This is a genomic window from Pseudomonas sp. HN8-3 (genome assembly GCF_020790195.1).
Classification (GTDB): Bacteria; Pseudomonadota; Gammaproteobacteria; order Pseudomonadales; family Pseudomonadaceae; genus Aquipseudomonas; species Aquipseudomonas synxantha_A.
This window is the reverse complement of the sequence record NZ_CP086206.1, coordinates 1,542,356-1,568,345: the sequence shown is the minus strand read 5'-3', so window position 1 is coordinate 1,568,345 and position 25,990 is coordinate 1,542,356. Positions and strand designations below refer to the sequence as shown.

Genomic DNA, 25,990 nt, shown 5'->3' with positions numbered 1-25,990 from the left:
CGTTCGATCACCGCCCACAACCCGCCCTACCCCACTTTCATCGCCCCCATACCGCCGCGCACCATGGCCGCCACCTGCATAAACCCAATAACAACAGGTCCAACACCATGAGCACTTTTCACCCGCGCCAGCTGTTGCTGGCTGCCGCTGTCGGCAGTCTTGTCGTTCCTGCAATCGCCGAAGAACACGGTTTTCTTGAAGATGCCAGCGCCAACCTCAACCTGCGTAACTTCTTCTTCAACCGCAATTACACCAACCCGACCAAGGCCCAGGGTGGCGCGCAGGAGTGGACGCAGAGTTTCATCCTCGACGCCAAGTCCGGCTTTACCCAAGGCACCGTGGGTTTTGGTGTGGATGTGCTGGGCCTGTACTCGCTCAAGCTTGATGGCGGGCGCGGCACGGGCGGCACCCAGTTGCTGCCGCTGGACCATGATGGCCGTCCGGCGGATGAGTTCGGGCGCCTGGGCGTGGCGTTCAAGGCGCGGTTTTCCAAGACAGAGCTGAAGGTAGGCGAATGGATGCCGGTGCTGCCGATCTTGCGTTCCGACGACGGCCGCTCCCTGCCGCAGACCCTGCGCGGCGGGCAGATCACCTCGAAGGAAATCGACGGCCTGACCCTGTATGGCGGCCAGTTCCGCGCCAACAGCCCGCGTGACGACGGCAGCATGAGCGACATGTCGATGTTCGGCAAAACCGCCTTCACTTCCGACCGTTTCAATTTCCAAGGTGCCGAGTACGCATTCAACGACAAGCGCACCCAGGTCGGCGTATGGAATGCCCAGCTCAAGGACATCTACAGCCAGCAGTATCTCAACCTGATCCACAGCCAGCCTGTCGGCGCCTGGACCCTCGGCGCCAACCTCGGGTTCTTCTACGGCAAGGACGACGGCAGCGCCCGCGCAGGTAACCTGGACAACAAAACCTGGTCCGGCTTGCTTTCTGCCAGGTACGGCGGCAATACCTTCTACGTTGGCCTGCAAAAACTCACCGGCAACAGCGCCTGGATGCGCGTCAACGGCACCAGTGGCGGCACCCTGGCCAACGACAGCTATAACTCCAGTTACGACAACGCCGAGGAAAAATCCTGGCAAGTGCGCCACGACTACAACTTTGCCGCCCTGGGCATTCCTGGCCTGACCCTGATGAACCGCTATATCAGCGGCAGCAACGTGCACACCGGCACTATCACCGACGGCAAGGAGTGGGGCCGCGAAAGTGAAGTGGGCTACACCGTGCAGAGCGGCGGCCTGAAAAACCTCACGGTGCGCTGGCGTAATTCGAGCATGCGCCGCGACTACAGCAACAACGAATTCGACGAAAACCGGTTGATCGTCAGCTACCCCATCAGTCTGCTGTAAACCGGCGCCGGACTTGCTGTATGGTGCGCGCCTGCCGCTGCTGATCCCCCCAGCAGCGGCCTTTATCGAGCCTGCGTACCTGATGAAACCCTTTGCCGCAGCGAGCGTAGTGTTTGCCTTGGCCCTGAGCCTGAGCGGCTGCATCGGCGCGCCCATTGCCCTGACGCCGGCAACCCAGCAACGCTTGCAAGCCCAGGCGCCGATCCGCTTTCTGCTGACCTTCGATGACGGCCCCAGCGCCTCGGGCTACAACAACCCGAGCCGTTCGGTCGTGGCGGATCTGGCGAATAACCCGGTATTGCCGGGGATCAAGGCGGTGTTCTTCTTGCAGACCGAAGCGGCCCGCTCCGGCGGTAGCTCTCGAGGGCGCAAGACCATGGAACGTGAATTCGCCGCTGGCCATGTACTGGCCTTCCACACGGCGACGGCGTTTCATACCAATCACCGCTGGCTGAACGATGCAGAGCTGGAATACACCCTCACCGAAGGTGCGACAGACATTGCCGCCATCACCGGCACGCCGCCCGTGCTGGTACGCCCTCCGTTCTGGAACTACGACCGCCGTACCTTCGCCGCCTACCAGCGGCATGGCATGCACGTACTGCTGACGGACCTCAGTGCCAATGACGGCAAGATCTGGGGCTTCAACGCCAGCCCGCGCCGGCGGGCCAATTTGTATCGGCAGCTGTCGGTCGTGCGTGAGCGCATCGCGCTGGGTGAACTGCCGATGGTGGAAGGCGTGATACCGGTGGTAGTGACCTTCCATGACATCAACCGCTACACCGCCCGGCATATGCAGGAATACATGCAGATCCTGATGGACAGCGCGCAAATCAACGGAGTGAAGACCGCTGCCGAGCCGTTCTACACCGACACTGCCATGCTGGAACGCGCAGCACTGGCACGCACCGTGAAGGATGTGAATGAAGAGGTCCATTTGCCGGGTGTATGGAACTGGATATGGGATGCGGACTCACACTGAAAGCTACAAACAATTACAACAGTAAGATATTTAAGTCAGACAGGTAGTCCCATCCTGCCCCACCACGCCCACCTTATTAACCACCCACTGACCATAAGCCCTTTGAATACGTAGGAAAGTGAAACAAGTGGCGTTGGAACTCAGTACTCCTTCCCGCCCACTATCGGATCAGTAGTTCGCAAGACTTACCGCGCACTGCCCAACCTTCTCACACTTCCCAACCTTTAAAAGGACTTAGTCATGTTGACAACTCCCTTACAGAACAACTATTCGCACAGCCTTTACAGCCCTAACGAAAAATCCATTCACCGCGATAAAAAACACTCAGACTCCCTCCACCCGCTGCACCGTAAAGAAAATAACTTTCTACCGGCGAACACCGCCAAACCTGCGCGCTTCGCGAAGGATCAGGTTGCTACCTCGCTGGCCGGCCAGCGTGTTAACTCCTCGATGGATAAACCCGTCAATTCCGCAGCTACGGCTCCAGCACAACAGCCCATGGAATCACGCCCCATCACCGAAGTACCACGCGCCCTCACCAGTACCCCGACCACTCACACGTACGATAACGGCAACGTCAAGATCACCTCGGCAACGGCTCATGAAGGCAGTTTTCACGGCGTTCCCATGCTGCGCAACAAAGTCACCATCGAAACCGGTAATAGTGCAGACAACGTTCACCTCAAGAGTCTTCCGGACATTGGGGTCGTCGCAGAAATAAACGGCAGGCGATACCTGTTACCGGTTCAGAATGCTGGCGGCATGACCGAGACCGTGGAAATAAAAACCAAGGGTGGCGATGACCACGTCACGATTGCAGACGACATCTGGTTCCAAACCACTGTGAGTCTTAACGACAACCACACGGTTTCCGGGACCAATGGCTATACCTCCGCCCCCGAGTCAGCGGGCGTGAAAACATTCTCGCAACCCGGAATCATCGCCATTGCACCTCACCTGCAAAAAGGCGCCGAGTTCAAACATGACGAGACCACCTTCAAGTTCTCGCCAAACGCCAACCCAAGACAGTTCGGCGACGGCGTCATGCAAATAACCGCCGGCAGCGGCAATGACACTATTCGTATCAGCGCAGCAGAAGACAATTCATTGTTAGCTGAAGTGAATGGGCAACAATTCCTCCTGCCTATTAAAAACGATCCAGCAGGTGGTTCCAGGCTGTTCATTCAAGCCGGAGACGGAGACGATAAAGTCACCATCGACTCTAATGTAAAGAACTATGCCTTTATCAACATGGGCGAGGGTAAAGCAGGCACTTTGTACAGTGGCGGCGGGTTCGTTTCGGGTGAAGAAGAGCCCAATTTGAGGCAGCGCTATACCACGCAAAACTACAAACCTGTCGGGACCAGTGCCTGAACCCCACGCTGGCGTAATCTCATGAATACTGCCCGCCCGATGATCACGGGCGGGTCTTCTCGCCAATTACGCGCGCGATTCAACCCCGAGCTCATCCCACACCGACTCGGCCAAGTGAAACGTCGCATTCGCCGCCGGTATTCCGCAATAGATCGCACTCTGCATCAGCACTTCCTTGATCTCGGCGCGGGTCACACCATTGCTGGCGGCCGCACGCAGGTGCAGTTTCAGCTCTTCACTGCGGTTCATGCCGATCAGCATGGCGATGGTGATCAGGCTGCGGGTATGCCGAGGCAGCCCGGGGCGCGTCCAGATATCGCCCCAGGCATGGCGCGTGATCATTTCCTGGAACTCGCTGTTGAACTCGGTGAGGGCATTAAGGCTGCGGTCGACATGAGCATCGCCCAGCACTTCGCGGCGCACCTGCAGGCCATCGGCATAACGTTGTTTCTCGTCCACAAAACGCTCCTCAGCGAGCCAGCAGAAAGTTGATCACGCGGTCGCTGAAGGCAGCGCCGGCTTGCACGTTGGACAGGTGCGCCGCATAGAACTCGGCGTATTCGGCGCGCTGCACATGGTGCTGGATAAAGTGGCTGCCAGCCGGCGGTGTCACCGCATCTTCAGTGCCGGCAATCACCAGGGTCGGCACCTTGATCAACGACAGTTGCTCACGAAAATCCGCGTCGCGCACGGCGCCGCAATTGGCGGCGTAGCCCTCGGGCGATGTGGCCGCGAGCATGTCGGTGATCTGCTTGGCCTGGTGCGGGTTGGCCGCAGCGAAATCCGCGGTAAACCAGCGCGCAATCGAAGCATCGCGTAGCGCCACCATCGCAGCGGCGCCGTCACGCAGGACCATTTCGATGCGCGGGTTCCAAACCTCAGGCGTGCCGATCTTGGCGGCGGTATTGCACACCACCAGACGCCGCAAACGCTCGCCGGCGTGGATGCCCAGCCATTGGCCGATCAAGCCGCCCATGGACAGGCCGCAAAAATGCGCGCGCTGGATATCCAGCGCATCCAGCAACGCAAGCACGTCTCGCCCCAGTTGTTCGATGCTGTACGGCCCCTCGGTAACCAGGGATTTGCCGTGACCGCGGGTATCGAAACGCAACACGCGAAAATGCTCGGTGAACGCCGGAATCTGCACGTCCCACATATGCAGGTCGGTGCCCAGGGAGTTGGACAGTACCAGCACCGGTGCATCCCCCGGCCCGTCCAATTGGTAATGCAATTCGCCCTCGGCGAGTTGTACAAAAGCCACAGCGGTCTCCTCAGGCAGTCAAAGCAAAGTGTTCAGTCACGGCACGCGTGACCCAGGTCTGGGCTTGGCCCAGGTAATGAGCCGGGTCGAGCAAGCGGTCCAGTTCAGCCGCCGACAGCTCGGCAGTCACCCGGGGCTCATCTGCCAGCACGGCGCGCAAGTGACGTTGCTCGGCCACGGCGCGTTTGCAGCATTGCTCCAGCAGGTGGTGTGCGGTATCGCGGCCCAGGCGTTGGGCAAGCACGATGCTGACTGCTTCAGCCAACACCAGGCCCTGGGTCAGGTCGAGATTCTGCGCCATGCGCGCGGTATCGACCTCCAGCCCTTCACTCACCAGCAGCGCCTGTTGCAAGGCGCCGGACACCAGGCGGCAAATCTCTGGCAAGGTTTCCCATTCGGCGTGCCACAGGCCCAGGCTGCGTTCGTGCTCCTGGGGCATGGCGCTGAACATCGTCGCGACCAGGCCCGGCACGCGGGTGGCAGCGCTGATCAATACGGCGGCGCCTACGGGGTTGCGTTTGTGCGGCATGGTCGATGAACCGCCCTTGCCCGGCGCGGCGGGCTCAAACACCTCTGCCGCCTCGGTTTGCATCAACAGGCTGATATCGCGACCCAGCTTGCCGAGGCTGCCGGCGATCAGGCCGAGCACGCTGGCAAATTCCACCAGGCGATCGCGCTGGGTGTGCCAGGGCTGTTCCGGCAAGCCCAGTTGCAACTCGGCGGCCAAGGCTTCGGCAACAGGCATGGCGTGTTCGCCGAGCGCAGCCAAGGTGCCGGACGCACCGCCAAATTGCACGACAAACAGGCGCGGTTTCAATTCGGCAAGGCGCTGACGACTGCGTGTCACGGCGCCCAGCCAACCGGCGATTTTCATGCCCAGGGTGACCGGTGTCGCGTGCTGCAGCCAGGTGCGGCCAGCCAACGGCACGGCGGCGTGGCGCTGCGCCTGGGCAGCCAGCACGTCCCCCAGGCGCGCCAAATCCGCCTCGATCAGCACCAGCGCCTGACGCACTTGCAGCACCAGGCCGGTGTCCATCACATCTTGACTGGTCGCGCCCAGATGCACATAACGCTCGGCGTCGGCATCTTCGCTGGCGATCAACTTGCCCAGCGCCTTCACCACAGGAATCGCGGAATTACCCGCCGTGGCAATGGCCGCGCCAAGCGCATCGACGTCATACAGCGAAGCCAGGCACGCCTGGGCAATCGGCGCGACGGCAGCCTTGGGAATCAACCCGACCCGAGCCTGGGCCCGGGCCAGCGCCGCCTCGAAATCCAGCATGCCCTGCAAACGTCCCTGGTCACAGAACACTTCGGCCATGCTGCTGGCGGTGAAGTAAGCGTCGAACAGTTGATTGCTCGTGCGCAGCGTCATAACTCATCCCTTACAAATCGTGATGCAGGTACGCCGCCTGTTTAGGCAGGCGCAAGCTGAACAGGAAGGCCACCGCCATCATCGCAGTGACGTACCAATAGAAGGTGTTTTCCATGCCGATGGATTTCAGGCTCAGTGCGACCACTTCCGCCGAACCGCCAAACACCGCGTTAGCCACGGCATATGCCAGGCCCACACCCAAGGCACGCACCTGGGGCGGGAACATCTCGGCTTTGACCAGGCCGCTGATGGAGGTGTAGAAGCTGACAATCGCCAGGGCCAGGGTGATCAGTACAAACGCCAGGAACGGGCTGGTCACGGTTTTCAAGGTCAACAGGATCGGCACAGTGAACAAGGTGCCAAGGCCGGCGAACCAGAGCATGGAATTACGTCGCCCGATCTTGTCGGCCAACATGCCGAACAGCGGCTGCATGCACATGTACAGAAACAGCGCGCCGGTCATGATGTAGCTGGACGTCTTGGCGTGCATACCGACAGTGTTAACCAGGTACTTCTGCATGTAAGTGGTGAACGTGTAGAAAATCAGCGAGCCGCCAGCGGTGTAGCCCAGCACAGTGATGAAGGCTTTGCCGTGGTCACGGAACAGCGCGACGATGCTGCCGGCGTCCTTGTCCTGACGCATTTCCTTGCTGGTTGTTTCTTTCAGGGTGCGACGCAGCAGCAGGGAGATCACCGCGGCGATGGCGCCGATTACAAACGGAATGCGCCAGCCCCAGGCACGCAGTTCTTCTTCGGTGAGGATCTGTTGCAGGATCACCACCACCAGCACCGCCAGCAACTGGCCGCCGATCAGGGTCACGTACTGGAACGAAGCGAAGAAACCGCGCTGGCCCTTGAGCGCAACTTCACTCATGTAGGTCGCCGTGGTGCCGTATTCGCCACCCACCGACAAGCCCTGGAACAGCCGCGCCACCAGCAGAAGCGCCGGGGCCCAGGCACCGATGTCGTTGTAGGTGGGAAGGAAGGCGATGACCAGGGAACCGGCGCACATCATCAGCACCGAGATCATCATCGAGTTCTTGCGCCCGTGCTTGTCGGCCACCCGGCCAAACAGCCAGCCGCCGATCGGCCGCATCAGGAACCCGGCGGCGAACACACCGGCGGTGTTGAGCAGTTGCACCGTGGGGTCGTCCGAGGGGAAAAACGCCGGGGCAAAATAGATTGCGCAGAAGGCGTAGACGTAGAAGTCGAACCATTCGACCAGGTTGCCGGAGGAAGCCCCGACAATCGCAAAAATCCGTTTGCGGCGTTCTTCTCCGGTGTAGTGACTCGTTGTTGTTGTCATGGTTTTTTACTCAGTGGGAACGGTTATAGCCTAGACATACTTTGCAACAACCATGTTCCGCAAGCAGACTTTTGGGTATGTAGTGACTGTGAGGGCCTCATCGGGAGCAAGTCGAATCGTCGCACCGCCCCCGATGAGGCCCTACAGCCAACTCAGTAATCGAAGAACACCGTTTCCTTGTCTGTCCCCTGCAAAATCACATTCCACTGATACACACCCTGCGCATCCGGCTTGGCAATCAAGGTGCTACGACGCTCAGCCGGTACACACGCCAACAGCGGGTCATCGCCGTTGAGCGCCTCACCGTCAAAGTAAATCCGCGTGAGCAAGTGCTTTACCAATCCCCGGGCAAACACCAGTACCACCAGATGCGGTGCCTGGGTCGTGCCTTTCAATCCCGGCACACTGCCTGGCTTGATGGTGGTAAAGCGGAAGCGCCCCTCGGCATCCACCGGCACCCGGCCAAAACCTTCAAAGTGCGGATCGACCGCCTTGTCTTGCTCGTCCTCAGGGTGGTCATATTTACCGGCAGCATTGGCCTGCCAGACTTCCAGCATGGCGTCGTTGACGACATCACCGTTGCCGTCCACTACCTGGCCGGTGATCGCCACGCGCTCGCCGAGTGTGGCGGCTACAGTCATGTCTTCGCGGTTCAGCCAGGTCAGGCCAATGTGGTAATACGGCCCGACGGTGTGGGACGTGGTCGCGTTGAGTGTCATCTCATTTCTCCATCGGCGTGGCGTCGCGGCCGCGCAGGACGATGTCCCAGCGGTAACCGAGGGCGTAGGAAGGGACGGTCTTTTCCAGGTCGAAGCGCGCGATCAGGCGTTCCTTGGCCCGCGTATCCGGCACGCAGTTGTAGATCGGGTCGTATTCGAGCAATGGGTCGCCAGGGAAATACATCTGCGTCACCAAGCGCGTCAGCACACTGGGGCCGAACAGCGAAAAGTGGATATGCGCCGGGCGCCATGCATTGTGATGGTTGCCCCACGGGTAGGCGCCGGGCTTGATGGTCTGGAACTGGTACCAGCCTTCGGCGTCGGTAACGGTACGCCCGGTGCCGGTGAAGTTCGGGTCCAGCGGCGCGTCGTGCAGGTCACGCTTGTGGTTGTAGCGCCCGGCCGCGTTGGCCTGCCAGATCTCCACGAGAATGCCCGGCACCGGCAAGCCATTCTCGTCCAGCACACGGCCATGAATGATGATGCGCTCGCCTTGAGGCTCGCCTTCATGCTGGGCGGTCAGGTCGTTGTCCTTGTCATTGATGCGCTCGGCGCCGATCGTCGGGCCGGTGATTTCCGACAAGGAATGGGGCAGGAACACCAACGGCTGGGACGGCGAACGCAGGTTCGTCGACTGATACGCCGGGTGCAGGTAATCAGGTTGAGTGCCCGCTTGCGGGCGCCGGTAACCAGGCTTGTCACTCATGGAGCCATCCTCTTTTATTAGACGCGTTCAATCGCCAGGGCCAGGCCTTGGCCGACGCCCACGCACATGGTCGCCAGGCCTTTGCTGCCGCCGGTTTTTTCCAACTGGTGCAGGGCCGTCAACACCAGCCGCGCACCGCTCATGCCCAGGGGATGACCCAGCGCAATGGCACCGCCGTTCGGGTTGACCTGGGGTGCGTCGTCGGCAATACCCAGCTCGCGCAGCACCGCCAGACCCTGGCTGGCGAAGGCTTCGTTAAGCTCGATCACGTCGAAGTCGGTGACCGCCAACCCCAGGCGTTCCACCAGCTTGCGCACCGCCGGCACCGGGCCGATACCCATTACGCGCGGTGCGACACCGGCACTGGCCATGCCCAGCACCCGGGCGCGCGCGGTGAGGCCGTGTTTCTTGACGGCGTCGGCGGATGCCAGAATCAGCGCGGCGGCACCGTCATTGACCCCCGAGGCATTGCCGGCGGTGACGGTCTTGTCCGGGCCGTTGACCGGCTTGAGTTTGGCCAGGGCTTGCAGGCTGGTGTCACGCGGGTGTTCGTCGTGTTCCACCAGGGTTTCGCCTTTTTTATGGGCAACCCGTACCGGCACTATTTCCTCGGCGAAGAAACCGGCGGCTTGCGCAGCGGCGGTCCGCTGCTGGCTGCGCAAGGCGAAAGCATCCTGGTCGGCGCGGGAAACCTGGTAGTCGTCGGCGACGTTATCGGCGGTCTGCGGCATGGCATCCACGCCGTACTGGGCCTTCATCAACGGATTGATGAAACGCCAGCCGATGGTGGTGTCTTCCAGCTTCATGCTGCGCGAAAACGCCGCATCGGCCTTGCCCATCACGAACGGAGCACGGGACATCGACTCGACGCCGCCAGCAATCGCCAGCTCCATTTCGCCACTGGCAATAGCGCGAAAGGCCGTGCCGATGGCATCCATGCCCGAGGCGCACAGACGGTTGAGGGTCACGCCCGGAATGCTGTCCGGCAGCCCCGCCAGCAACAGTGCCATGCGCGCCACGTTACGATTGTCTTCGCCGGCCTGGTTGGCACAGCCCAAAAAGACTTCGTCCACCGCGTCCCAGTCCACCGACGGGTTGCGCTCGATCAGGGCCTTGATCGGCAGCGCCGCCAGATCATCGGCACGCACCGTGGACAGCCCACCGCCGAAACGACCGATAGGTGTGCGAATGGCATCACAGATAAATACCTCGCGCATCAGGCTTCTCCCGGTGCTTGGCCATGGGCGGCGGCGGTGCGGGCTTCAAGCTCGCGCAGCGCGGTCAGTTCTGTCTCGGTCGGTTCTGCCGTGGTGCTGACCTGCTCGGCAAAGCGAACCGCCCAACCGGTGGCAGCGACCACTTGCTCGCGGGTCACGCCGGGGTGCAGCGCGGTGACCACGAACTCATGGCTGCCCTCCTCCGGTTCCATGATGCACAGGTCAGTAATGATGCCGACGGGGCCGGCACCGGGCAGGCCAAGACGCTTGCGTGAGTCGCCACCTTCGCCGTGACCGACGGAGGTGATGAAGTCCAGTTTGTCGACAAACGAACGGGACGACTGTTTAAGGATGATCAGCACGCTCTTGGCGGAACCGGCGATCTCCGGCGCCCCACCGGCACCCGGCAAACGCACTTTGGGCTGGTGATAATCACCGACCACGGTGGTGTTGATATTGCCGAAACGGTCGACCTGGGCCGCACCGAGAAAGCCCACGTCAATGCGCCCGCCCTGCAGCCAATAGCGAAAGATCTCACCGGTGGGCACCACAGTGTCGGCGGTCTCGGCCAACTCGCCATCGCCGATTGACAGCGGCAACACGCTGGGCTTGGCGCCAATCGGGCCGGACTCGTAGATCAGCACCACATCGGGTGAGGACGTCAGCCGCGCCAGGTTGGCGGCCTTGGACGGCAGGCCGATACCGACGAAGCACACTGAACCGTTCTTCAAGCGGCGTGCAGCGGCTACGGTCATCATTTCATTGGTGGAGTAGGTCATTACTTGGCCTCCTGCGCGGTGGCCAGCTTGGCCTGGAACTCGCTGAAATCAGCAGTGCCGTGGATGAATTCATCAATCCAGGCGGTAAAGGTCCCACGGTCGCGAGCAATCGGATCCCACGCCTGGTAGAAGCGGTTATCCCGCTCGTTGTAGCCATGAGCGTAGGAAGGATGTGCGCCACCCGGCACATGGCACACCGCGGTCAGTGCCCAGGTCGGCAACACGCAACTGTTCATCGGCGCATTGAGGTCATCGACGATTTCTTCCACGGTGACAATGCAACGCTGAGCCGCCAGGGCCGCTTCCTTCTGTACCCCGAGAATGCCCCAGAGCAACACGTTGCCCTTGCGATCGGCTTTCTGCGCGTGAATCACGGTGACATCCGGACGTACCGACGGCACCGCCGCCAGCACTTCGCCGGTGAATGGGCACGTGACGGTCTTGATCAGCGGGTTGACCTTGGGCAAGTCGGAACCAGCGTAGGCACGCAGCACCGCGAACGGCAGGCCCGAGGCACCGGCGACGTAGGCATTGGCCAAGTCGGCGTGGCTGTGTTCTTCGATCTCCAGCGGTTGCGGCCATTGCTTCTCCACCGCGTCGCGCAAACGATGCAGGGAGCCCACGCCCGGGTTGCCGCCCCAGGAAAAAATCAACTTGCGCGCGCAGCCAGCACCGATCAATTGGTCGTAGATCAGGTCGGGCGTCATACGCACCAGCGTCAGGTCTTTCTTACCCTGACGAATGATTTCATGACCTGCGGCCGTTGGGATCAGGTGGGTAAAACCTTCGAGAGCGACGGTATCGCCGTCGTTCACAAAGCGCTTGACCGCATCACGCAGGGTGAGGATTTCAGCCATGGGGTTGGGCTCCCGGTGTTGATCGAAAAAGGCGCTGAGGTGGCGCCGAAGTGCTTGAAGATTAAGCCGGGGAAATGGGCCGAACAATCCGATAATCGACTCAGCGTTCGATTATCGAACAGATTGTTGTCTAGCTAATCGTCTAAGCGAACGCAATTCAAATGTGGGAGGGGGCTTGCTCCCGATAGCGGTGGATCAGCCAACAAATTTTTTGACTGACACCCCGCAATCGGGAGCAAGCCCCCTCCCACATTTGAGTCCCATCAAGGCTTAAGTGGCGTCGGCATGGCTGACCATGCCCTTGATCAACACGGCTGCAGTGGCGAGTGCCGCCGGAATCACCAGTGCCGTGAGCACCTGCTCGAAATTCCAGCCCAGGCCCAGCAAGGTGGCCCCCATCCACGCACCCAGGATCGCGCCGAAGCGGCCAATGCCAAGCATCCACGACACACCGGTGGCACGCCCCTGGGTGGGGTAGAAACGTGCGGCCAGGGACGGCATCGCTGACTGCGCACCGTTGACGCACATCCCGGCGATCAGCACTAACGTTGCCAATAAAGTGATATTGCCAAGGCTTTGCCCTACCGCGTAGGCAAACACCCCGGCCAGCAGGTAGAAAGTCCCGATCACTTTGTGCGGGTTGAACCGATCCATTGCCCAGCCCACGCCCACTGCGCTCAACACCCCGCCGAACTGGAACAACGCGCCGATAAATGCCGCCTGCTCCATGCTGGCGCCACTGTCGCGCATCAAGGTGGGCAGCCAACTGGTCAGCAGGTAAACAATCACCAGGCCCATGAAGTAAGTGAGCCACAGCAGCAAGGTGCCGGCACTGTAGGTGCCCGAGAAAATCACCGCGAACACGTTGCGAGCCTTGACGGTTGCTTGCTCCGGCACGCTGAAGCTGCCGGCCTGGGCCACGATACGGGGCTCAATGGGTGCCAGGGCCTTGCGTACCTTGTCGGTACCGCGATTACGCACTACCAGGTAACGCGCCGACTCCGGCAGCCACACCAACAGCACCCCCGCGAGGATCAATGGCAGGATGCCGCCGATCAGCAGCAAGCTGTGCCAGCCAAACGCCGGGATCAACTTGGCCGAGATAAACCCACCACCGGCCATGCCCAGGTTGAAACCGCAAAACATGCTGGTGACCAACAACGACTTATGACGCTCGGGGGTGTATTCGGAGAGCAAGGTCGTGGCATTGGGCATACCCGCGCCCAGACCCAGCCCGGTCAGAAAGCGCAGCACCAGCAACTGGTCGACATTGGTGCTGTAGGCCGAGGCCAGGCTGAACGCGCCAAATACCAGTACCGCGCCGACCAACACGACTTTGCGGCCAAAGCGGTCGGCCAGCGGGCCGGACCCGAGTGCGCCGAACACCATGCCGATCAACGCGGCGCTCATCACCGGGCCAAGGCTGGCGCGGTCGATGCCCCAGTCCTGGGACAGGGCCGGCGCAATAAAACCCATCGCCGCCGTATCGAGGCCGTCAAGAAAGACAATCAGGAAACACAGGATCACCACGCGCCACTGGTAGCGTGACAATGGCTGGGTGTTGATGAAGGACTGCACGTCCAGGGTGGTACCGACAGAAGGCTGATTCATTATTTTTATTCCACACCGATGGCGGGCCGATGACCTCAGGTCATCATTATTGTTAGGCGGCGCTTTGAAGCGCTGCCGCACATTAATAAGCCAGGGGAAACACCGTCAATCGAGCCGACCGGGATCTGTGCGGTCACCGAACAGCTTAGGCAAACAGTTGCGCGCTCAACTCACGGCTGGCGGTGAGCATACTCGGCAGAAAACGCTGTTCCAGCTCGCTGCGGCTGACGCGCCCGGCATGGGTGCTGACGTTCAGTGCGGCCAACACCTGGCCGGATGCGTCATACACCGGCACCGCGATGGAACGCAGGCCCTGCTCCAATTCCTGATCGACGATGCACCAGCCTTGCTGACGTACCTGTTGCAAGCATTCGAACAAGGCTTGGGGAGTCGTGAGCGTGCGGCTGGTCTTGGTTTGCAGGTCTGCGTGGTCGAGGTAATCCTGCAGCGAGGCATCATCCAGGGCCGCCAGGAGGATGCGCCCCATGGACGTGCAATAGGCCGGCAGCCGACCGCCGACGGAAAGGTCCACGGAAATCAGGCGCTGAGTCGTGGCCGAACGTGCGATGTAGAGAATATCGTCGCCTTCAAGGGTGGCCATGTTGCAGGCTTCATGGAGCTGCTCGCTCATGCGGTCCAGATAAGGTTGGGCCGAGACGGCCAACGGTGTCGACGACAAATAGGCATGACCGAGCGTCAGCACTTTAGGCAATAGCGAGTAGGTACGCCCATCCGTGGTGGCGTAGCCGAGTTTGATCAAGGTATGCAGGCAACGGCGCACAGCGGCGCGGGGGATTTCCGTGCGGTGGCTGATCTGGGCGATGGTCAGGTGACGCTTGCGCTCCTGGAACGCTTGCACCACGGCCAGGCCACGGGCCAGGGACGTCATGAAGTCCGGATCACCGGTGAACGCCTGGATGCGCTTGGCCGGTGAAGCCACGATCGGCGGCGCCACTGATGCGAAGGAGTTGCGCAATTGATCGTTCATTTCCAGGGTCCTGTCTCTTGTTCTTACCACGGGAGGGTTGGCCGCTATTACAAGCCGTGCCGATCGCGATGCACAAGCCAGCGCCAGCAACATTGGGCGATTATCGGACGATCATGCGATTATCGCAATTTGTCAGGCTAGGGCAGCCGCCGCCGCGGCCAAGTTTCAGATTTGCCTGATGACCTGAGAAGTGCGCAGATTTACGCTTTTATTTAGAACAGGTGGCGACAATATGATGACGCTGTTCACAAATAGTGATGCCCATCCATAACACCCTCCCCTGCACCGTTGACGCTTTTTAACTTTATGATGATAGTGTTATTCAAATGCGCCGCTATAATGCAACCTGTGCAGAGGTCGGCCCGGTATCACTATCGGGATGGGAGCTCGCCAGGCGCTGGAGGACGTAAGCCGCGCCGGCCACAAGTAGCCGCTTAAAAGAACTGCCCTCAGGCCTGCTTTTCAAGTTGAACGGTTTTCTACTGTTTTATTTGGAATCGCCCGAGGACGACTGTTGAAGCGCGACACTGCGCAATCAATAAACTTCACACAATTAGGTAATACTGTGACGAAAGATGAACTGCGCGCCGAACTTGAGCGCCAGGAGCAACGTTACAAGGACGTCTACGGCGGGGAAGTCACCACCTACGCCGCGCAACCTGAGCCGGAACGCAAGCCATGGCGCAAACGCGCCAGCCTGCTGGATCAGGCATTTGCCCAGGAAATCCAGAAGATCGAACAGGAACTCAAAACCGAAGAGCCATAAGCGCTTCGGTGCGAGTAGGCAGGGCCCTGCTGTCTCTGCCGGTCCACCACCGGCAGGGAGCCCCTTGCGTCAGCGCCCGTTGGTCAGTCACCTACAGCTGCGCACGAAATTTCATACAAATGTTTCAGGCATGACGTTTTCATGACAAATGCCGGCCTTTTGCGGCCTGCGCTTTATAAATCAAAGACTTGCCAAAGCCCCGAAAACCCTGGGATGCGTCCGTTTTGCCCGGGCTTGTGCGACGAAGATTGTTACCGATGAGCAGTCAATGCATCGATTACCGATGTTTTCTGGCATAATCGCGCCCCCTTACGACCGGGTCAGAAAACCTTCATGATCGATTTATTCAGCGGACTGGATGCTTGGGTTCTAGTGAGCCTGCTGCTCGCCCTGGCCTTTGTCCTCGCCTTCGAGTTCATCAATGGCTTTCATGACACCGCTAACGCGGTGGCCACAGTCATCTATACCAAAGCCATGCCGCCACACCTGGCCGTGTTCTTCTCCGGGGTCTTCAATTTCCTCGGCGTGTTGCTCGGTGGTGTCGGTGTCGCCTACGCCATCGTGCATTTGCTGCCGGTGGAGTTGCTGATCAATGTGAACACCGGCCATGGCCTGGCGATGGTCTTCTCGTTATTGGCGGCGGCGATCACCTGGAACCTGGGCACCTGGTACTTCGGTATTCCCGCCTCCAGCTCCCACACCCTGATCGGCTCGATCCTCGGTGTCGGCCTGGCTAACGCCCTGATCAACGACATCCCCCTGGCTGACGGTGTGAACTGGCAGAAGGCCGTGGATATCGGTGCGTCCCTGGTGTTCTCGCCGATGGCCGGCTTCCTGGTCGCAGCCCTGGTGCTGATCGGCCTGAAGTGGTGGCGCCCGCTGTCGAAGATGCACAAGACCCCGGATCAGCGCCGCAAGCTCGACGACAAGAAGCACCCGCCGTTCTGGAACCGCCTGGTCTTGGTGATCTCGGCCATGGCCGTGAGCTTCGTGCACGGCTCCAACGATGGCCAGAAAGGCATCGGCCTGATCATGCTGGTGCTGATCGGTATCGTGCCGGCGCAGTTCGTATTGGACCTGGGCAGCACCACCTACCAGATCGAGCGTACCCGTGACGCAACCCTGCACCTGAACCAGTTCTACCAGCGCAACCACGAGACCCTCGGCGAGTTCCTGGCCCTGGGCAAAAGCGTGAAGGATGATCTGCCGGGCAAATTCCGCTGCAACCCGCAGCAGACCGAGCCGACGATCAACGCGCTGCTGGGCACCCTCAAGGGCGTCTCGGACTACCACTCGCTGACCGCAGATCATCGCATCGAAGTGCGTCGCTACCTGCTCTGCCTGGACGACACCGCGAAGAAAGTCGGCAAACTGCCTGGGCTGGATTCCCGTGAGAAATCCGACCTCGACAAGCTGCGCAAAGACCTGACAGCCACCACCGAGTACGCCCCGTTCTGGGTGATCCTCGCGGTTGCACTGGCCCTGGGCCTGGGCACCATGGTGGGTTGGAAGCGCGTGGTACTGACCATTGGCGAGAAGATCGGCAAGCAGGGCATGACCTATGCCCAGGGCATGTCGGCGCAGATCACCACCGCAACCATGATCGGCTTTGCCAACATCTTCGCCCTGCCGGTGTCCACCACTCACGTGCTGTCTTCCGGTGTGGCGGGTACCATGGTTGCCAACAAGAGCGGCCTGCAAGGCGGTACCGTCAAGACCATCCTGATGGCCTGGGTATTGACCTTGCCGGCAACCGTCGGCCTGTCGGCCGGTTTGTTCTGGTTGGCGTCCAAGGCATTGGGTAACTGATAGCCAGCCGGCAATAGAAAAGGTGCGATCCGCGAGGGTCGCACCTTTTTTTATAGCTGGGTTTTGCACTGCCAATCAAAATAATCGGCCAAAAAAAAGGGCGACCGAAGTCGCCCAAAATGCCTTGCGTGCCCATGTAACCCGGAAAGACTTAAGGTTTTTTACGCTTGTTCGCGTCCTTCCAGATAAAAAATCCAAACCCTACAAAAAACAGCACCATGAGGCTGACAGTCAGCACTCCGGCAAAAACCACATTATCGAAAAACATGACCGGCCTCCTGCACGTGCCCTGTTGCGATAGGGCTAAGTTAATGGAGAAGACGCAGCGGGAAATTGACCGGGATCAATGTCGCCCGTAACGGGGCGTAAAGAAGGGTAATAACTGACCTGCATCAACAGATGCAGGCTGTTTCAACGCTTTTTCGGTTTGTTCTTCGACTTTTTCTTGGGTTTGCCCAAGGGCATGGCTTGTTCAAAGGCTTGACGCACTTCATTCAAGCGTTTGTCATTGAGGTCGTGCACGCGCTTGGCGCGTTCAGCATTCAGGTCGATCAGCTTGTCGTCATCACTCATGGCTTGGCTTACGTCGTGGCGGGAATGGCCCAATAATGCGGCCTGCCCCGCCCGACGGCAAATCAGCGGGCGACAAAATGCAGGTCATCGACCAAAATCGGCACTTTCCCCCTTACCCAGGAGGCGCCATCCGGTGGCCTTGCACAACGACCTTCCACCGCTGTTGGCCCTGCGCGCCTTCGAGGCCGTGGCACGGCACTTGAGCTTTATCAAGGCAGCGGGCGAATTGTCGGTGACCCAAAGTGCGCTGAGCCACCAGGTGCATAAGCTTGAACAGCATTTGGGCAAGCCGCTGTTTATCCGGCGTACCCGTGCGATTGATCTGACCTTGGCCGGGCAACATTACTACGACCAAATCCGCCCAGCCCTGGACGCCATCGCTACTGCGACACGCAGCCAACGGGGTGTACCCAGCACCAGCGTGTTGCGCATCGGCGTACTGGCGTCTTTCGCCACGCTATGGCTGGCACCGCGTCTGGCCGAGTTTCTGCAGCGCTACCCGCATATCCAGGTGGAGTTGCTGCCCGCGATTCAACTGGCCAATGTCGCCACGGCCGAAGTTGACCTGGCCATCCGTTACGGCAAGGGCGATTGGCCCGACGTGCAGGCCACGCGCCTGATGGCCGAAACCTTGTCACCCGTGTGCAGCCCCGCGTTCAAGGCCAGCCAGGTAACCAAAGGCCCCCTACTGATGGCGACCTCGCACCGTCCTTTCGAGTGGACGGATTGGGCCGCCCATTACCAGGTCAACCTCGATCACCACCCCAGGGTGATGCTGCATGACTACAACATCGTGGTCGAGGCTACCGTGGCCGGCCAAGGTATCGCCATGGGCCGCCATCGCCTGATCGAACGCAGGCTCCAGGACGGCAGCCTGGTGGAGGCCTTTGACTGGCCGCCCTATCACAGCGAAATCGGCTATTGGCTGATCGCTCCCCAGGGCCCACTCGGCGAACCAGCCGAATGCTTCAGCCAGTGGTTGAAGCACCTGTGTGCGGATGGGTGAGTTTTTTCGATACGTCGATTGAGATCTATCCGTTTGTCGTCCATCGCAACAGCCAACATGCTCAAACCTCCTGAACCCAGAGGTTTTCAGCATGACCGATTCCATTCGCCAACGCGTACACACACTCGGCCTGACACTGCCCACACCCAGTCAACCGGCTGCCAATTACATCAACCATCTCGTCAGCCAACACCAGCTGTTCATTTCCGGGCAAATTCCCATGTTCGATGGCAAACCTGCCTACATAGGCCGGCTGGGCGATTCCCTCAGCGATGAAGAAGGCGCCCAGGCGGCGGAACTGGCGGCGCTGGGCCTGCTGGGGCAATTGAGCGATGCGCTGGGCGATGACCTGTCGCGCGTGGTGCGCACCCTGCGTCTGGGCGTCTTCATCGCCAGCAGCGCTGATTTCCAGCGCCAGAGCGTGGTCGCCAATGGCGCCTCGAACCTGCTGGTCAACGCCCTCGGCGACAAAGGCCGGCACGTACGCACCGCCGTAGGCGTCAGCAGCTTGCCGGCTGGCGTCGCCGTGGAGGTGGATGCCATTTTCGAGCTGCAGCCATGAGCCCGCTGGACGTCCAACAACTGCGGGAGGCCACGCCCGGTTGCCAGTCGGGCCTTGTGCACTTCAACCATGCCGGGGCGTCCTTGCCCAGCCAGGCGACGCTGGACGCCATCATCGAACAGTTGCAACACGAAGCCCGCAACGGCCCGATGGAAGCCGGCGAACAGGGCGCCGTGCTGGTGGAAAACGCCCGCCGCGCCGCCGGGCAACTGCTCAATGCACCGCCCTCCTCGATTGCCTTCGCCAGCAGTGGCTCAACGGCCTGGAGCATGGCGTTCCAGGCCCTGGGGCCTTGGCGGCCGGGCGACCGCATCCTGGTGGGGCGCCATGAATGGGGCGGCAACCTGGCGAGCATGGAGTTGGCCGTGCAAGCGGGCGCGCGCGTGGAAGTTATCCCCTGTGATGCCACCGGCGCGGTTTGCCCGGTAGCACTGGAAGCGATGCTCGACGCCCACGTGAAGCTGATCGACCTTGCCTGGCTGCCGGCCAACGGCGGCCTGATCAACCCGGCCCAGGCCATCGGCGAAGTGGCTCGTCGTCACGCCATCCCCTACTTTATCGACGCAGGCCAAGCCGTCGGCCAATTACCGGTGGATGTGCAAGCGTTGCAGTGTGACGTGCTCAAATCCGCCGGCCGCAAACACCTGCGCGGCCCGCGCGGTACTGCACTGCTGTATGTCAGGCCGGATTTTCTTGGGCAACTGAACCCGGCCCAACGCGACGTGTTTTCGGCGCCCTGGACCACCGACGGCTTCGACCTGCGCAACGACGCCCGGCGCTTCGAAACCAGCGAAGTGTCCGTCGCCCTGCTGGCGGGCTTGGGCAATGCATTGCAAGAGATCAATCGACTGGGGATCGAGCGGGTGTGGGAAAGGATCTCGCAGACCAGCGCCCGAATCCGCGAAGCGCTGCATCAGATACCTGGGATTAGCCTGCATGACCTGGGCAGTAAACATTCGGGCTTGATCGCTTTCAACCTGGCCGGCTGGGAGAGTTTTGAACTCAAGCGGCGCTTGGGCTTAAAGCGCATCAACATCGGTGCCAACGGCGTGGCCTATACGCCGCTGGATATGCAAGCACGTGGGTTGCGCAGTATTGCGCGCCTCTCCGTCAACCCACTCAACACCGATGACGATATCGAACTGTTGATCAAGGCCCTGCATGAATTGAACGCTTAAACCTCGATGTCCACCCACAAGCCCTGGCGCGGCGCGTCTTCGATCAGCGGCGCCACGGGCACCGTGTTGTCAGCATTGAGCAAGTCACCGGGGATAGGCAAATGCTGCTCGGCGTCATCGTCGGCTTCGCGCCGACGCTTGTGCTGCTCCTGCTGACGACGCTGCTCTTCGCGCAACAGAAAGGTCGATTGCTCGGCATCGCCTTTTTTCAGGTCGATCGTGCTCTCGCTGGAGCCCGGTTGAACGGGCACCACCGGCGGAATATCCGGCTTCTGGCGTGCCGGATCGAGTTGCGACGTGACCGGCACAACACTGACGGGCAGCATGGGTGGCAGCATGATAGTTATTCTCCTGATCAACAGGCTGTCGGCGGGTTGCAGGGCGACTTGAGCGCAGGCTCGCCAAGCTGTGACTCAGTCGACACTCGCAAGTGCCCGCCACCCGTCGATTCAGCACTCTGCCCGCCGGCCAAACGGAGTAGTTTTTGTCAGAGTCCTTGGGCGCAAGGGCTTGTTCCGTTAAGATAGTCGGCTTTTTCACGGCGGGAGTCAGGCAGCATGGCGCAGCAGTATCAACCGGGGCAACGCTGGATTAGTGACAGCGAAGCAGAGCTGGGGTTAGGCACCGTTCTGGCACAGGACGGGCGCTTGTTGACCGTGCTCTATCCGGCCACTGGCGACACCCGCCAGTATGCGCTACGGAATGCGCCCCTCACTCGCGTGAGGTTTTCGCCGGGTGACACCATCACCCATTTCGAAGGCTGGAAAATGACCGTACAGGAAGTCGACGACGTCGACGGCCTGCTGGTCTACCACGGCCTCAATGGGCAGAACGAGCAGGTCACCCTGCCGGAAACCCAACTGTCCAACTTCATCCAGTTCCGCCTGGCCAGCGACCGTCTGTTCGCCGGGCAGATCGACCCGCTGGCGTGGTTCTCGCTGCGCTACCACACGCTGGAACACACCAGCCGCCAGTTGCAGTCCTCGTTGTGGGGCCTGGGTGGCGTGCGTGCACAACCTATTGCGCACCAACTGCACATCGCCCGTGAAGTCGCTGACCGTATCGCGCCGCGGGTCTTGCTGGCTGACGAAGTGGGCCTGGGCAAGACCATCGAAGCGGGCCTTGTGATCCATCGCCAACTGCTCTCGGGCCGCGCCAGCCGTGTGCTGATCCTGGTCCCGGAAAACCTGCAGCACCAGTGGCTGGTGGAAATGCGCCGCCGCTTCAACCTGCAGGTCGCGCTGTTCGACGAAGAACGCTTTATCGAAAGCGATGCCACCAACCCGTTCGAAGACACCCAGCTTGCACTCGTTGCGCTGGAATGGCTGGTGGACGACGAGAAAGCCCAGGACGCGTTGTTCGCCGCTGGCTGGGATTTGCTGGTGGTCGACGAAGCGCACCACCTGGTGTGGCATGAAGACAAGGCCAGCGCCGAATACTCGCTGGTCGAACAACTGGCTGAAGTGATCCCAGGCGTGCTGCTGCTCACCGCCACCCCGGAACAACTGGGCCAGGACAGCCACTTTGCGCGCCTGCGCCTGCTGGACCCGAACCGTTTCCACGACCTGCAAGCCTTCCGCGCCGAGAGCGAAAACTATCGCCCGGTGGCCGAAGCCGTGCAGGAGCTGCTCGACAAGGGCCGCCTGTCTCCGGCCGCGCACAAGACCATCCAGGGTTTCCTCGGTAACGAAGGCGAAGCCCTGCTCAGCGCCGTCAACGATGGCGACAGCGAAGTCAGTGCGCGCCTGGTGCGTGAACTGCTCGACCGCCACGGCACCGGTCGCGTGCTGTTCCGCAACACCCGCGCTGCCGTGCAAGGCTTCCCCGAGCGCAAGCTGCACGCCTACCCGCTGCCGAACCCGGATGAGTACCTCGAACTGCCGTTGGGCGAACACGCCGAGCTGTACCCGGAAGTCAGTTTCCAGGCGCAGCCGGATATCGAGGAAGAAAACCGCTGGTGGCGTTTCGACCCGCGTGTCGAGTGGCTGATCGATCAGCTGAAAATGCTCAAGCGCACCAAGGTCCTGGTGATCTGCGCCCACGCCGAAACCGCCATGGACCTGGAAGACGCCTTGCGCGTGCGCTCCGGCATCCCGGCCACGGTGTTCCACGAGGGCATGAACATCCTCGAGCGTGACCGCGCCGCCGCCTACTTTGCCGATGAAGAGTTCGGCGCCCAAGTGCTGATCTGTTCGGAAATCGGCAGTGAAGGCCGCAACTTCCAATTCTCCCACCACCTGGTGCTGTTCGACCTGCCGTCCCACCCCGACCTGCTGGAACAGCGTATCGGTCGTCTGGACCGGATCGGCCAGAAACACGTGATCGAACTGCACGTACCGTACCTGGAAACCAGCCCGCAACAGCGCCTGTTCCAGTGGTACCACGAAGCGCTCAACGCCTTCCTCAACACCTGCCCGACCGGCAACGCCTTGCAGCATCAGTTCGGCCCGCGCCTGCTGCCATTGCTCGAAGCCGCCGACGACGGCGAGTGGCAAGCCTTGATCGACGAAGCCCGTGCCGAGCGCGAACGCCTGGAGCAGGAGCTGCACACCGGTCGTGACCGCTTGCTGGAACTCAACTCCGGCGGCGCCGGTGAAGGCGATGCGCTGGTCGAGGACATCCTTGAGCAAGACGACCAGTTCGCCCTGCCGATCTATATGGAAACCCTGTTCGACGCCTTCGGTATCGACAGCGAAGACCATTCGGAAAACGCGCTGATCTTGAAACCCAGCGAAAAAATGCTCGACGCCAGCTTCCCCCTGGGTGACGACGAAGGTGTAACCATCACCTACGACCGTAACCAGGCGCTGTCGCGTGAAGACATGCAGTTCATCACCTGGGAACACCCGATGGTGCAAGGCGGCATGGACCTGGTGCTGTCCGGTTCCATGGGCAACACCGCCGTGGCGCTGATCAAGAACAAGGCGCTCAAGCCGGGCACCGTGCTGCTGGAACTGCTCTATGTCAGCGAAGTGGTTGCCCCGCGCTCGCTGCAACTGGGCCGTTACCTGCCACCAGCGGCTTTGCGTTGCCTGCTGGACGCCAATGGCAATGACCTGTCCGGTCGGGTGTCGTTCGTGACCTTGAATGACCAGCTCGAAAGCGTGCCACGGGCCAGTGCCAACAAGTTCGTGCAGGCCCAGCGCGATCAGCTCACGCCGCGCATCAATGCCGGTGAAGAGAAAATCGCCCCGCGTCACGCCGAGCGTGTGGCCGAAGCCAAGCGCCGCCTGGCCGCAGACACCGACGAAGAACTGGCGCGCCTGACCGCGCTGCAAGCGGTCAACCCCACCGTGCGTGACAGCGAGCTGGTTGCCTTGCGCAATCAACGCGAGCAAGGCCTGGCCATGCTCGACAAGGCGGCGCTGCGACTGGAAGCGATTCGCGTGTTGGTGGCGGGCTGATCATTCGCTGCCAATTAGGAGGCCCGCTTAGTGCGGGCCTTTTTATTGGTCTTGAGGGCCTCATCGGGGGCAAGCCCCCTCCCACACTGACCGAGTAGAGTTCAGACAACTCGGTCAAATGTGGGAGGGGGCTTGCCCCCGATAGGGTCACCTCGGTCTCATGCCGTTACCGCAGAAGCCGGCACTTGAACCCCACTCAGCCCATCCTTCATGCGCTTGGCATCGCGCACAAAACTACGTGACGCCTGGAACAGAAACAGCATGGTCAAGAACAGCGCCACCGGAATCAGGTACATGGCGTCATGCAACCCCACGGCTTTATACGCCTCAGTCATTTGCTCTGCCCCGGCCGCATACATTGCCGAATGGGCAAAGTGATCGGACAGCGCCCCGACCACCACCGGCCCCATGCCACCGCCGAGCAAATACAGGCCTGCAAAGAATAGCGCCATGGCCGTAGCGCGCAGGCGCGGTTCGACCACGTCCTGGATCGCGGTATACACGCAGGTATAGAAATTGTAGGCAAACAGCCAGCCCACGCTGAACAGCGCGACAAACACGCCAATCTCGATACGCCCGGCATGCAAGGCCCAGGCGGTAGTCACCGTGGAGATGATCAAGCTGCACGCGGCAAACAGCAGACGGCCGTTGGCGACCCGCTGATGGATCTTGTCGGCAATCCAGCCACCCAGGGTCAAGCCCACCAGACCGGTCAAGCCGACGATCACACCGGTGGCGACGGCCGCGTCCTGCAATGGCAGGAGGAAATAGCGTTGCAGCATCGGCACCAGGAACGAGTTGCACGCATACGTGGCAAAGTTAAAGCACAACCCGGCCAGCACCAGCCACAGGAAGGTCGGCACCGCCAGTACGCGGCGGATCGGGCGGTCGACACGCTCCTGGGACACTTGCACGGTTTCCGCCGCGCCGCGTTTAGGCTCTTTGATATAGAACATGAACACCGCCAGGATCATTCCGGGCACGGCGGCGATAAAGAATGGGGCACGCCAGCTATCAAACGCCTTGACCATCGCGCCAATGGTGAAAAACGCCAGCAGCAGCCCCAACGGCAAACCAAGCATGAAAATCCCCATGGCCCGCGCGCGGCGGTGGGCGGGGAACAGGTCGCCGATCAGTGAATTGGCGGCCGGCGCATAGCTGGCTTCCCCGATGCCGATGCCCATGCGCACCAGCAGGAAGGTCCAGAAACTCCCGACCATGCCATTGACCGCCGTCAGCCCGCTCCAGGCAAACAGGCCCCAGCCCATCAATTTGCTGCGCGAGCCGATGTCGGCCAGTCGCCCGAGCGGCAGCCCGGCAAGGGCGTAGACGATGGTAAAGGCGGTGCCGATGATACCGAGCTGAAAGTCGCTCAGGTGCCATTCCATGCGGATCGGCTCGATGATGATCGCGGGGATGGTGCGATCGAAGAAGTTGAACAGATTGGCCAGGAACAGCAGGAACAGAATGCGCCAGGCATTCGCCGCTTGGGTCGAGTTCTGCATGGGTCCGTCTCTTTTATTGTTATGAGCGCTACGATGCCCGATGCATCCTGCCCGGTACCTGCAACATAGTCAGCTGAGGCGGGGTTGTCTGTAATGATTCGTAAAGCTGATAGGGCATGATTTCACCCGGTAACACGGGGATTTGTCCCACAAAAATATAAGTGCGCGCCCCCCTTCCCAACGGCCATGGCACGGATAGAATGGCGAGCCTTCCTGTAACACCCCCAACCTACTTTCTTATTGATGACGCCCATGTCCGAAGCCAGTCCGTGTCTGAATTGCGGTGCCTGCTGTTCACACTTTCGCGTGTCTTTCTTTTGGGGTGAGTGCGCCTCATCCGGGGGCACGGTGCCCGATGATCTGGTGGTGCAGATCAACCCGACCCGGGTGGCAATGATCGGCACCGATCAAAAACCTGCGCGCTGTTGCAGCCTTGAGGGCGAAGTGGGCAAAAGCACCAGTTGCTCGATCTATGCACAACGTTCGAGCCCGTGTCGCGAGTTCGATGCTTCCTGGAGCCAGGGTGTGCAGAACGTTGATTGCGATGCTGCCCGTGCTGCCTTCGGTCTGGCCCCTTTGCAAGCTCCGCCGTTTGAACTGGACCTGCCCATCAGCGCTTAGCACCAAACGCTATGCACAGCATGACAAATTAAT

At 60.8% G+C, this 25,990-nt stretch carries 25 protein-coding genes; 10 read left to right on the top strand and 15 right to left on the bottom strand.

Going from position 1 to position 25,990, the window contains the following annotated elements:
- The first annotated feature begins 107 nt into the window (after positions 1–107).
- The 3 genes from LJX92_RS07040 to LJX92_RS07030 all read left to right on the top strand — a co-directional run bounded on the left by LJX92_RS07040 (position 108) and on the right by LJX92_RS07030 (position 3,714).
- Positions 108–1,358, top strand: coding sequence for an OprD family porin (locus tag LJX92_RS07040; protein WP_228309497.1), 1,251 nt, complete (start codon positions 108–110; stop codon positions 1,356–1,358).
- Between the two features lie 82 nt (positions 1,359–1,440).
- The gene (locus LJX92_RS07035; RefSeq protein ID WP_228309898.1) at positions 1,441–2,340 is read left to right on the top strand and encodes a polysaccharide deacetylase family protein; all 900 of its coding nucleotides are present in this window, start codon (positions 1,441–1,443) and stop codon (positions 2,338–2,340) included.
- Positions 2,341–2,580: 240 nt separating this feature from the next.
- A complete protein-coding gene (locus LJX92_RS07030; protein WP_148852401.1) occupies positions 2,581–3,714 on the top strand; it encodes a hypothetical protein in 1,134 nt (377 codons plus the stop codon).
- 66 nt (positions 3,715–3,780) lie between these two features.
- Here the strand turns inward: LJX92_RS07030 and pcaC are convergent, their stop codons facing one another.
- The 11 genes from pcaC to pcaR all read right to left on the bottom strand — a co-directional run bounded on the left by pcaC (position 3,781) and on the right by pcaR (position 14,533).
- On the bottom strand, positions 3,781–4,173 hold the full coding sequence (gene pcaC, locus LJX92_RS07025) for a 4-carboxymuconolactone decarboxylase (protein ID WP_005785883.1): 393 nt from the start codon (positions 4,171–4,173) through the stop codon (positions 3,781–3,783).
- A gap of 10 nt (positions 4,174–4,183) precedes the next feature.
- Positions 4,184–4,975 carry a 3-oxoadipate enol-lactonase gene (pcaD, locus tag LJX92_RS07020; RefSeq protein WP_228309496.1) on the bottom strand — a complete coding sequence of 264 codons (792 nt, stop codon included), beginning with the start codon at positions 4,973–4,975 and terminating at the stop codon, positions 4,184–4,186.
- Positions 4,976–4,985: 10 nt separating this feature from the next.
- Complete coding sequence (locus LJX92_RS07015; RefSeq protein ID WP_228309495.1) at positions 4,986–6,350, bottom strand: 3-carboxy-cis,cis-muconate cycloisomerase; 1,365 nt, start codon at positions 6,348–6,350, stop codon at positions 4,986–4,988.
- Positions 6,351–6,360: 10 nt separating this feature from the next.
- Positions 6,361–7,656 (bottom strand): MFS family transporter, encoded by a 1,296-nt coding sequence (locus LJX92_RS07010; RefSeq protein ID WP_032877321.1) that lies wholly within the window; start codon positions 7,654–7,656, stop codon positions 6,361–6,363.
- 152 nt (positions 7,657–7,808) lie between these two features.
- A complete protein-coding gene (gene pcaG, locus LJX92_RS07005; protein ID WP_228309494.1) occupies positions 7,809–8,375 on the bottom strand; it encodes a protocatechuate 3,4-dioxygenase subunit alpha in 567 nt (188 codons plus the stop codon).
- A gap of 1 nt (position 8,376) precedes the next feature.
- The gene (pcaH, locus tag LJX92_RS07000; protein ID WP_228309493.1) at positions 8,377–9,081 is read right to left on the bottom strand and encodes a protocatechuate 3,4-dioxygenase subunit beta; all 705 of its coding nucleotides are present in this window, start codon (positions 9,079–9,081) and stop codon (positions 8,377–8,379) included.
- Positions 9,082–9,098: 17 nt separating this feature from the next.
- Positions 9,099–10,301 (bottom strand): 3-oxoadipyl-CoA thiolase, encoded by a 1,203-nt coding sequence (pcaF, locus tag LJX92_RS06995; protein WP_179119797.1) that lies wholly within the window; start codon positions 10,299–10,301, stop codon positions 9,099–9,101.
- Positions 10,298–11,077, bottom strand: a complete 780-nt coding sequence (locus LJX92_RS06990) for a CoA-transferase subunit beta (protein ID WP_228309492.1) — start codon at positions 11,075–11,077, stop codon at positions 10,298–10,300. Before LJX92_RS06990 ends, pcaF begins: the two co-directional genes overlap by 4 nt.
- Positions 11,077–11,934, bottom strand: coding sequence for a CoA transferase subunit A (locus LJX92_RS06985; RefSeq protein ID WP_005785868.1), 858 nt, complete (start codon positions 11,932–11,934; stop codon positions 11,077–11,079). Before LJX92_RS06985 ends, LJX92_RS06990 begins: the two co-directional genes overlap by 1 nt.
- Positions 11,935–12,204: 270 nt before the next feature.
- Positions 12,205–13,545 carry an MFS transporter gene (locus LJX92_RS06980; RefSeq protein ID WP_228309491.1) on the bottom strand — a complete coding sequence of 447 codons (1,341 nt, stop codon included), beginning with the start codon at positions 13,543–13,545 and terminating at the stop codon, positions 12,205–12,207.
- Between the two features lie 145 nt (positions 13,546–13,690).
- A complete protein-coding gene (gene pcaR / locus LJX92_RS06975; protein ID WP_032877325.1) occupies positions 13,691–14,533 on the bottom strand; it encodes a pca regulon transcriptional regulator PcaR in 843 nt (280 codons plus the stop codon).
- A 565-nt stretch (positions 14,534–15,098) separates the two neighbouring features.
- On the opposite strand from pcaR, the gene LJX92_RS06970 reads away from it, so the two are divergent.
- Positions 15,099–15,299 (top strand): hypothetical protein, encoded by a 201-nt coding sequence (locus LJX92_RS06970; RefSeq protein WP_003189295.1) that lies wholly within the window; start codon positions 15,099–15,101, stop codon positions 15,297–15,299.
- Between the two features lie 333 nt (positions 15,300–15,632).
- Entirely contained in the window at positions 15,633–17,108 is a 1,476-nt protein-coding gene (locus LJX92_RS06965) for an inorganic phosphate transporter (protein ID WP_003189291.1), read from the top strand.
- A 151-nt stretch (positions 17,109–17,259) separates the two neighbouring features.
- On the opposite strand, the gene ccoM is transcribed toward LJX92_RS06965, so the two are convergent.
- Positions 17,260–17,376 (bottom strand): cytochrome c oxidase subunit CcoM, encoded by a 117-nt coding sequence (gene ccoM / locus LJX92_RS27010; RefSeq protein ID WP_019817835.1) that lies wholly within the window; start codon positions 17,374–17,376, stop codon positions 17,260–17,262.
- 143 nt (positions 17,377–17,519) lie between these two features.
- Positions 17,520–17,681 (bottom strand): hypothetical protein, encoded by a 162-nt coding sequence (locus tag LJX92_RS06960; RefSeq protein WP_005785860.1) that lies wholly within the window; start codon positions 17,679–17,681, stop codon positions 17,520–17,522.
- Positions 17,682–17,814: 133 nt separating this feature from the next.
- Between LJX92_RS06960 and LJX92_RS06955 the strand changes: the two genes are divergently transcribed.
- The 3 genes from LJX92_RS06955 to LJX92_RS06945 all read left to right on the top strand — a co-directional run bounded on the left by LJX92_RS06955 (position 17,815) and on the right by LJX92_RS06945 (position 20,427).
- Positions 17,815–18,687: a LysR substrate-binding domain-containing protein gene (locus tag LJX92_RS06955; RefSeq protein WP_228309490.1), complete on the top strand. Its 873-nt coding sequence runs from the start codon at positions 17,815–17,817 to the stop codon at positions 18,685–18,687.
- 91 nt (positions 18,688–18,778) lie between these two features.
- Positions 18,779–19,249, top strand: a complete 471-nt coding sequence (locus tag LJX92_RS06950) for a RidA family protein (protein ID WP_228309489.1) — start codon at positions 18,779–18,781, stop codon at positions 19,247–19,249.
- The gene (locus tag LJX92_RS06945; RefSeq protein WP_228309488.1) at positions 19,246–20,427 is read left to right on the top strand and encodes an aminotransferase class V-fold PLP-dependent enzyme; all 1,182 of its coding nucleotides are present in this window, start codon (positions 19,246–19,248) and stop codon (positions 20,425–20,427) included. The genes LJX92_RS06950 and LJX92_RS06945 overlap by 4 nt, the downstream gene beginning before the upstream one ends.
- Here LJX92_RS06945 and LJX92_RS06940 read toward each other — a convergent pair.
- Positions 20,424–20,765: a hypothetical protein gene (locus LJX92_RS06940; protein ID WP_032877329.1), complete on the bottom strand. Its 342-nt coding sequence runs from the start codon at positions 20,763–20,765 to the stop codon at positions 20,424–20,426. The genes LJX92_RS06945 and LJX92_RS06940 overlap by 4 nt on opposite strands.
- Before the next feature lie 219 nt (positions 20,766–20,984).
- Here LJX92_RS06940 and rapA point away from each other — a divergent pair, with 219 nt between their 5' ends.
- Positions 20,985–23,831, top strand: coding sequence for an RNA polymerase-associated protein RapA (gene rapA / locus LJX92_RS06935; RefSeq protein WP_228309487.1), 2,847 nt, complete (start codon positions 20,985–20,987; stop codon positions 23,829–23,831).
- 158 nt (positions 23,832–23,989) lie between these two features.
- On the opposite strand, the gene LJX92_RS06930 is transcribed toward rapA, so the two are convergent.
- The gene (locus LJX92_RS06930) at positions 23,990–25,336 is read right to left on the bottom strand and encodes a spinster family MFS transporter (protein WP_228309486.1); all 1,347 of its coding nucleotides are present in this window, start codon (positions 25,334–25,336) and stop codon (positions 23,990–23,992) included.
- Positions 25,337–25,588: 252 nt separating this feature from the next.
- Here LJX92_RS06930 and LJX92_RS06925 point away from each other — a divergent pair, with 252 nt between their 5' ends.
- Positions 25,589–25,957, top strand: a complete 369-nt coding sequence (locus LJX92_RS06925) for a YkgJ family cysteine cluster protein (RefSeq protein ID WP_032803342.1) — start codon at positions 25,589–25,591, stop codon at positions 25,955–25,957.
- The last annotated feature ends 33 nt before the right edge of the window (positions 25,958–25,990 follow it).

Excerpts from the sequence above, each read along its gene's own strand:
- LJX92_RS07040 (WP_228309497.1), top strand. The coding sequence starts at position 108 with ATGAGCACTTTTCACCCGCGCCAGCTGTTGCTGGCTGCCGCTGTCGGC.
- LJX92_RS07035 (WP_228309898.1), top strand. The coding sequence starts at position 1,441 with ATGAAACCCTTTGCCGCAGCGAGCGTAGTGTTTGCCTTGGCCCTGAGC.
- LJX92_RS07030 (WP_148852401.1), top strand. The coding sequence starts at position 2,581 with ATGTTGACAACTCCCTTACAGAACAACTATTCGCACAGCCTTTACAGC.
- LJX92_RS07015 (WP_228309495.1), bottom strand. The coding sequence starts at position 6,350 with ATGACGCTGCGCACGAGCAATCAACTGTTCGACGCTTACTTCACCGCC.
- LJX92_RS07010 (WP_032877321.1), bottom strand. The coding sequence starts at position 7,656 with ATGACAACAACAACGAGTCACTACACCGGAGAAGAACGCCGCAAACGG.
- pcaG (WP_228309494.1), bottom strand. The coding sequence starts at position 8,375 with ATGACACTCAACGCGACCACGTCCCACACCGTCGGGCCGTATTACCAC.
- pcaH (WP_228309493.1), bottom strand. The coding sequence starts at position 9,081 with ATGAGTGACAAGCCTGGTTACCGGCGCCCGCAAGCGGGCACTCAACCT.
- LJX92_RS06990 (WP_228309492.1), bottom strand. The coding sequence starts at position 11,077 with ATGACCTACTCCACCAATGAAATGATGACCGTAGCCGCTGCACGCCGC.
- LJX92_RS06985 (WP_005785868.1), bottom strand. The coding sequence starts at position 11,934 with ATGGCTGAAATCCTCACCCTGCGTGATGCGGTCAAGCGCTTTGTGAAC.
- LJX92_RS06980 (WP_228309491.1), bottom strand. The coding sequence starts at position 13,545 with ATGAATCAGCCTTCTGTCGGTACCACCCTGGACGTGCAGTCCTTCATC.
- pcaR (WP_032877325.1), bottom strand. The coding sequence starts at position 14,533 with ATGAACGATCAATTGCGCAACTCCTTCGCATCAGTGGCGCCGCCGATC.
- LJX92_RS06965 (WP_003189291.1), top strand. The coding sequence starts at position 15,633 with ATGATCGATTTATTCAGCGGACTGGATGCTTGGGTTCTAGTGAGCCTG.
- ccoM (WP_019817835.1), bottom strand. The coding sequence starts at position 17,376 with ATGTTTTTCGATAATGTGGTTTTTGCCGGAGTGCTGACTGTCAGCCTC.
- LJX92_RS06960 (WP_005785860.1), bottom strand. The coding sequence starts at position 17,681 with ATGAGTGATGACGACAAGCTGATCGACCTGAATGCTGAACGCGCCAAG.
- LJX92_RS06950 (WP_228309489.1), top strand. The coding sequence starts at position 18,779 with ATGACCGATTCCATTCGCCAACGCGTACACACACTCGGCCTGACACTG.
- LJX92_RS06945 (WP_228309488.1), top strand. The coding sequence starts at position 19,246 with ATGAGCCCGCTGGACGTCCAACAACTGCGGGAGGCCACGCCCGGTTGC.
- LJX92_RS06940 (WP_032877329.1), bottom strand. The coding sequence starts at position 20,765 with ATGCTGCCACCCATGCTGCCCGTCAGTGTTGTGCCGGTCACGTCGCAA.
- rapA (WP_228309487.1), top strand. The coding sequence starts at position 20,985 with ATGGCGCAGCAGTATCAACCGGGGCAACGCTGGATTAGTGACAGCGAA.
- LJX92_RS06930 (WP_228309486.1), bottom strand. The coding sequence starts at position 25,336 with ATGCAGAACTCGACCCAAGCGGCGAATGCCTGGCGCATTCTGTTCCTG.
- LJX92_RS06925 (WP_032803342.1), top strand. The coding sequence starts at position 25,589 with ATGTCCGAAGCCAGTCCGTGTCTGAATTGCGGTGCCTGCTGTTCACAC.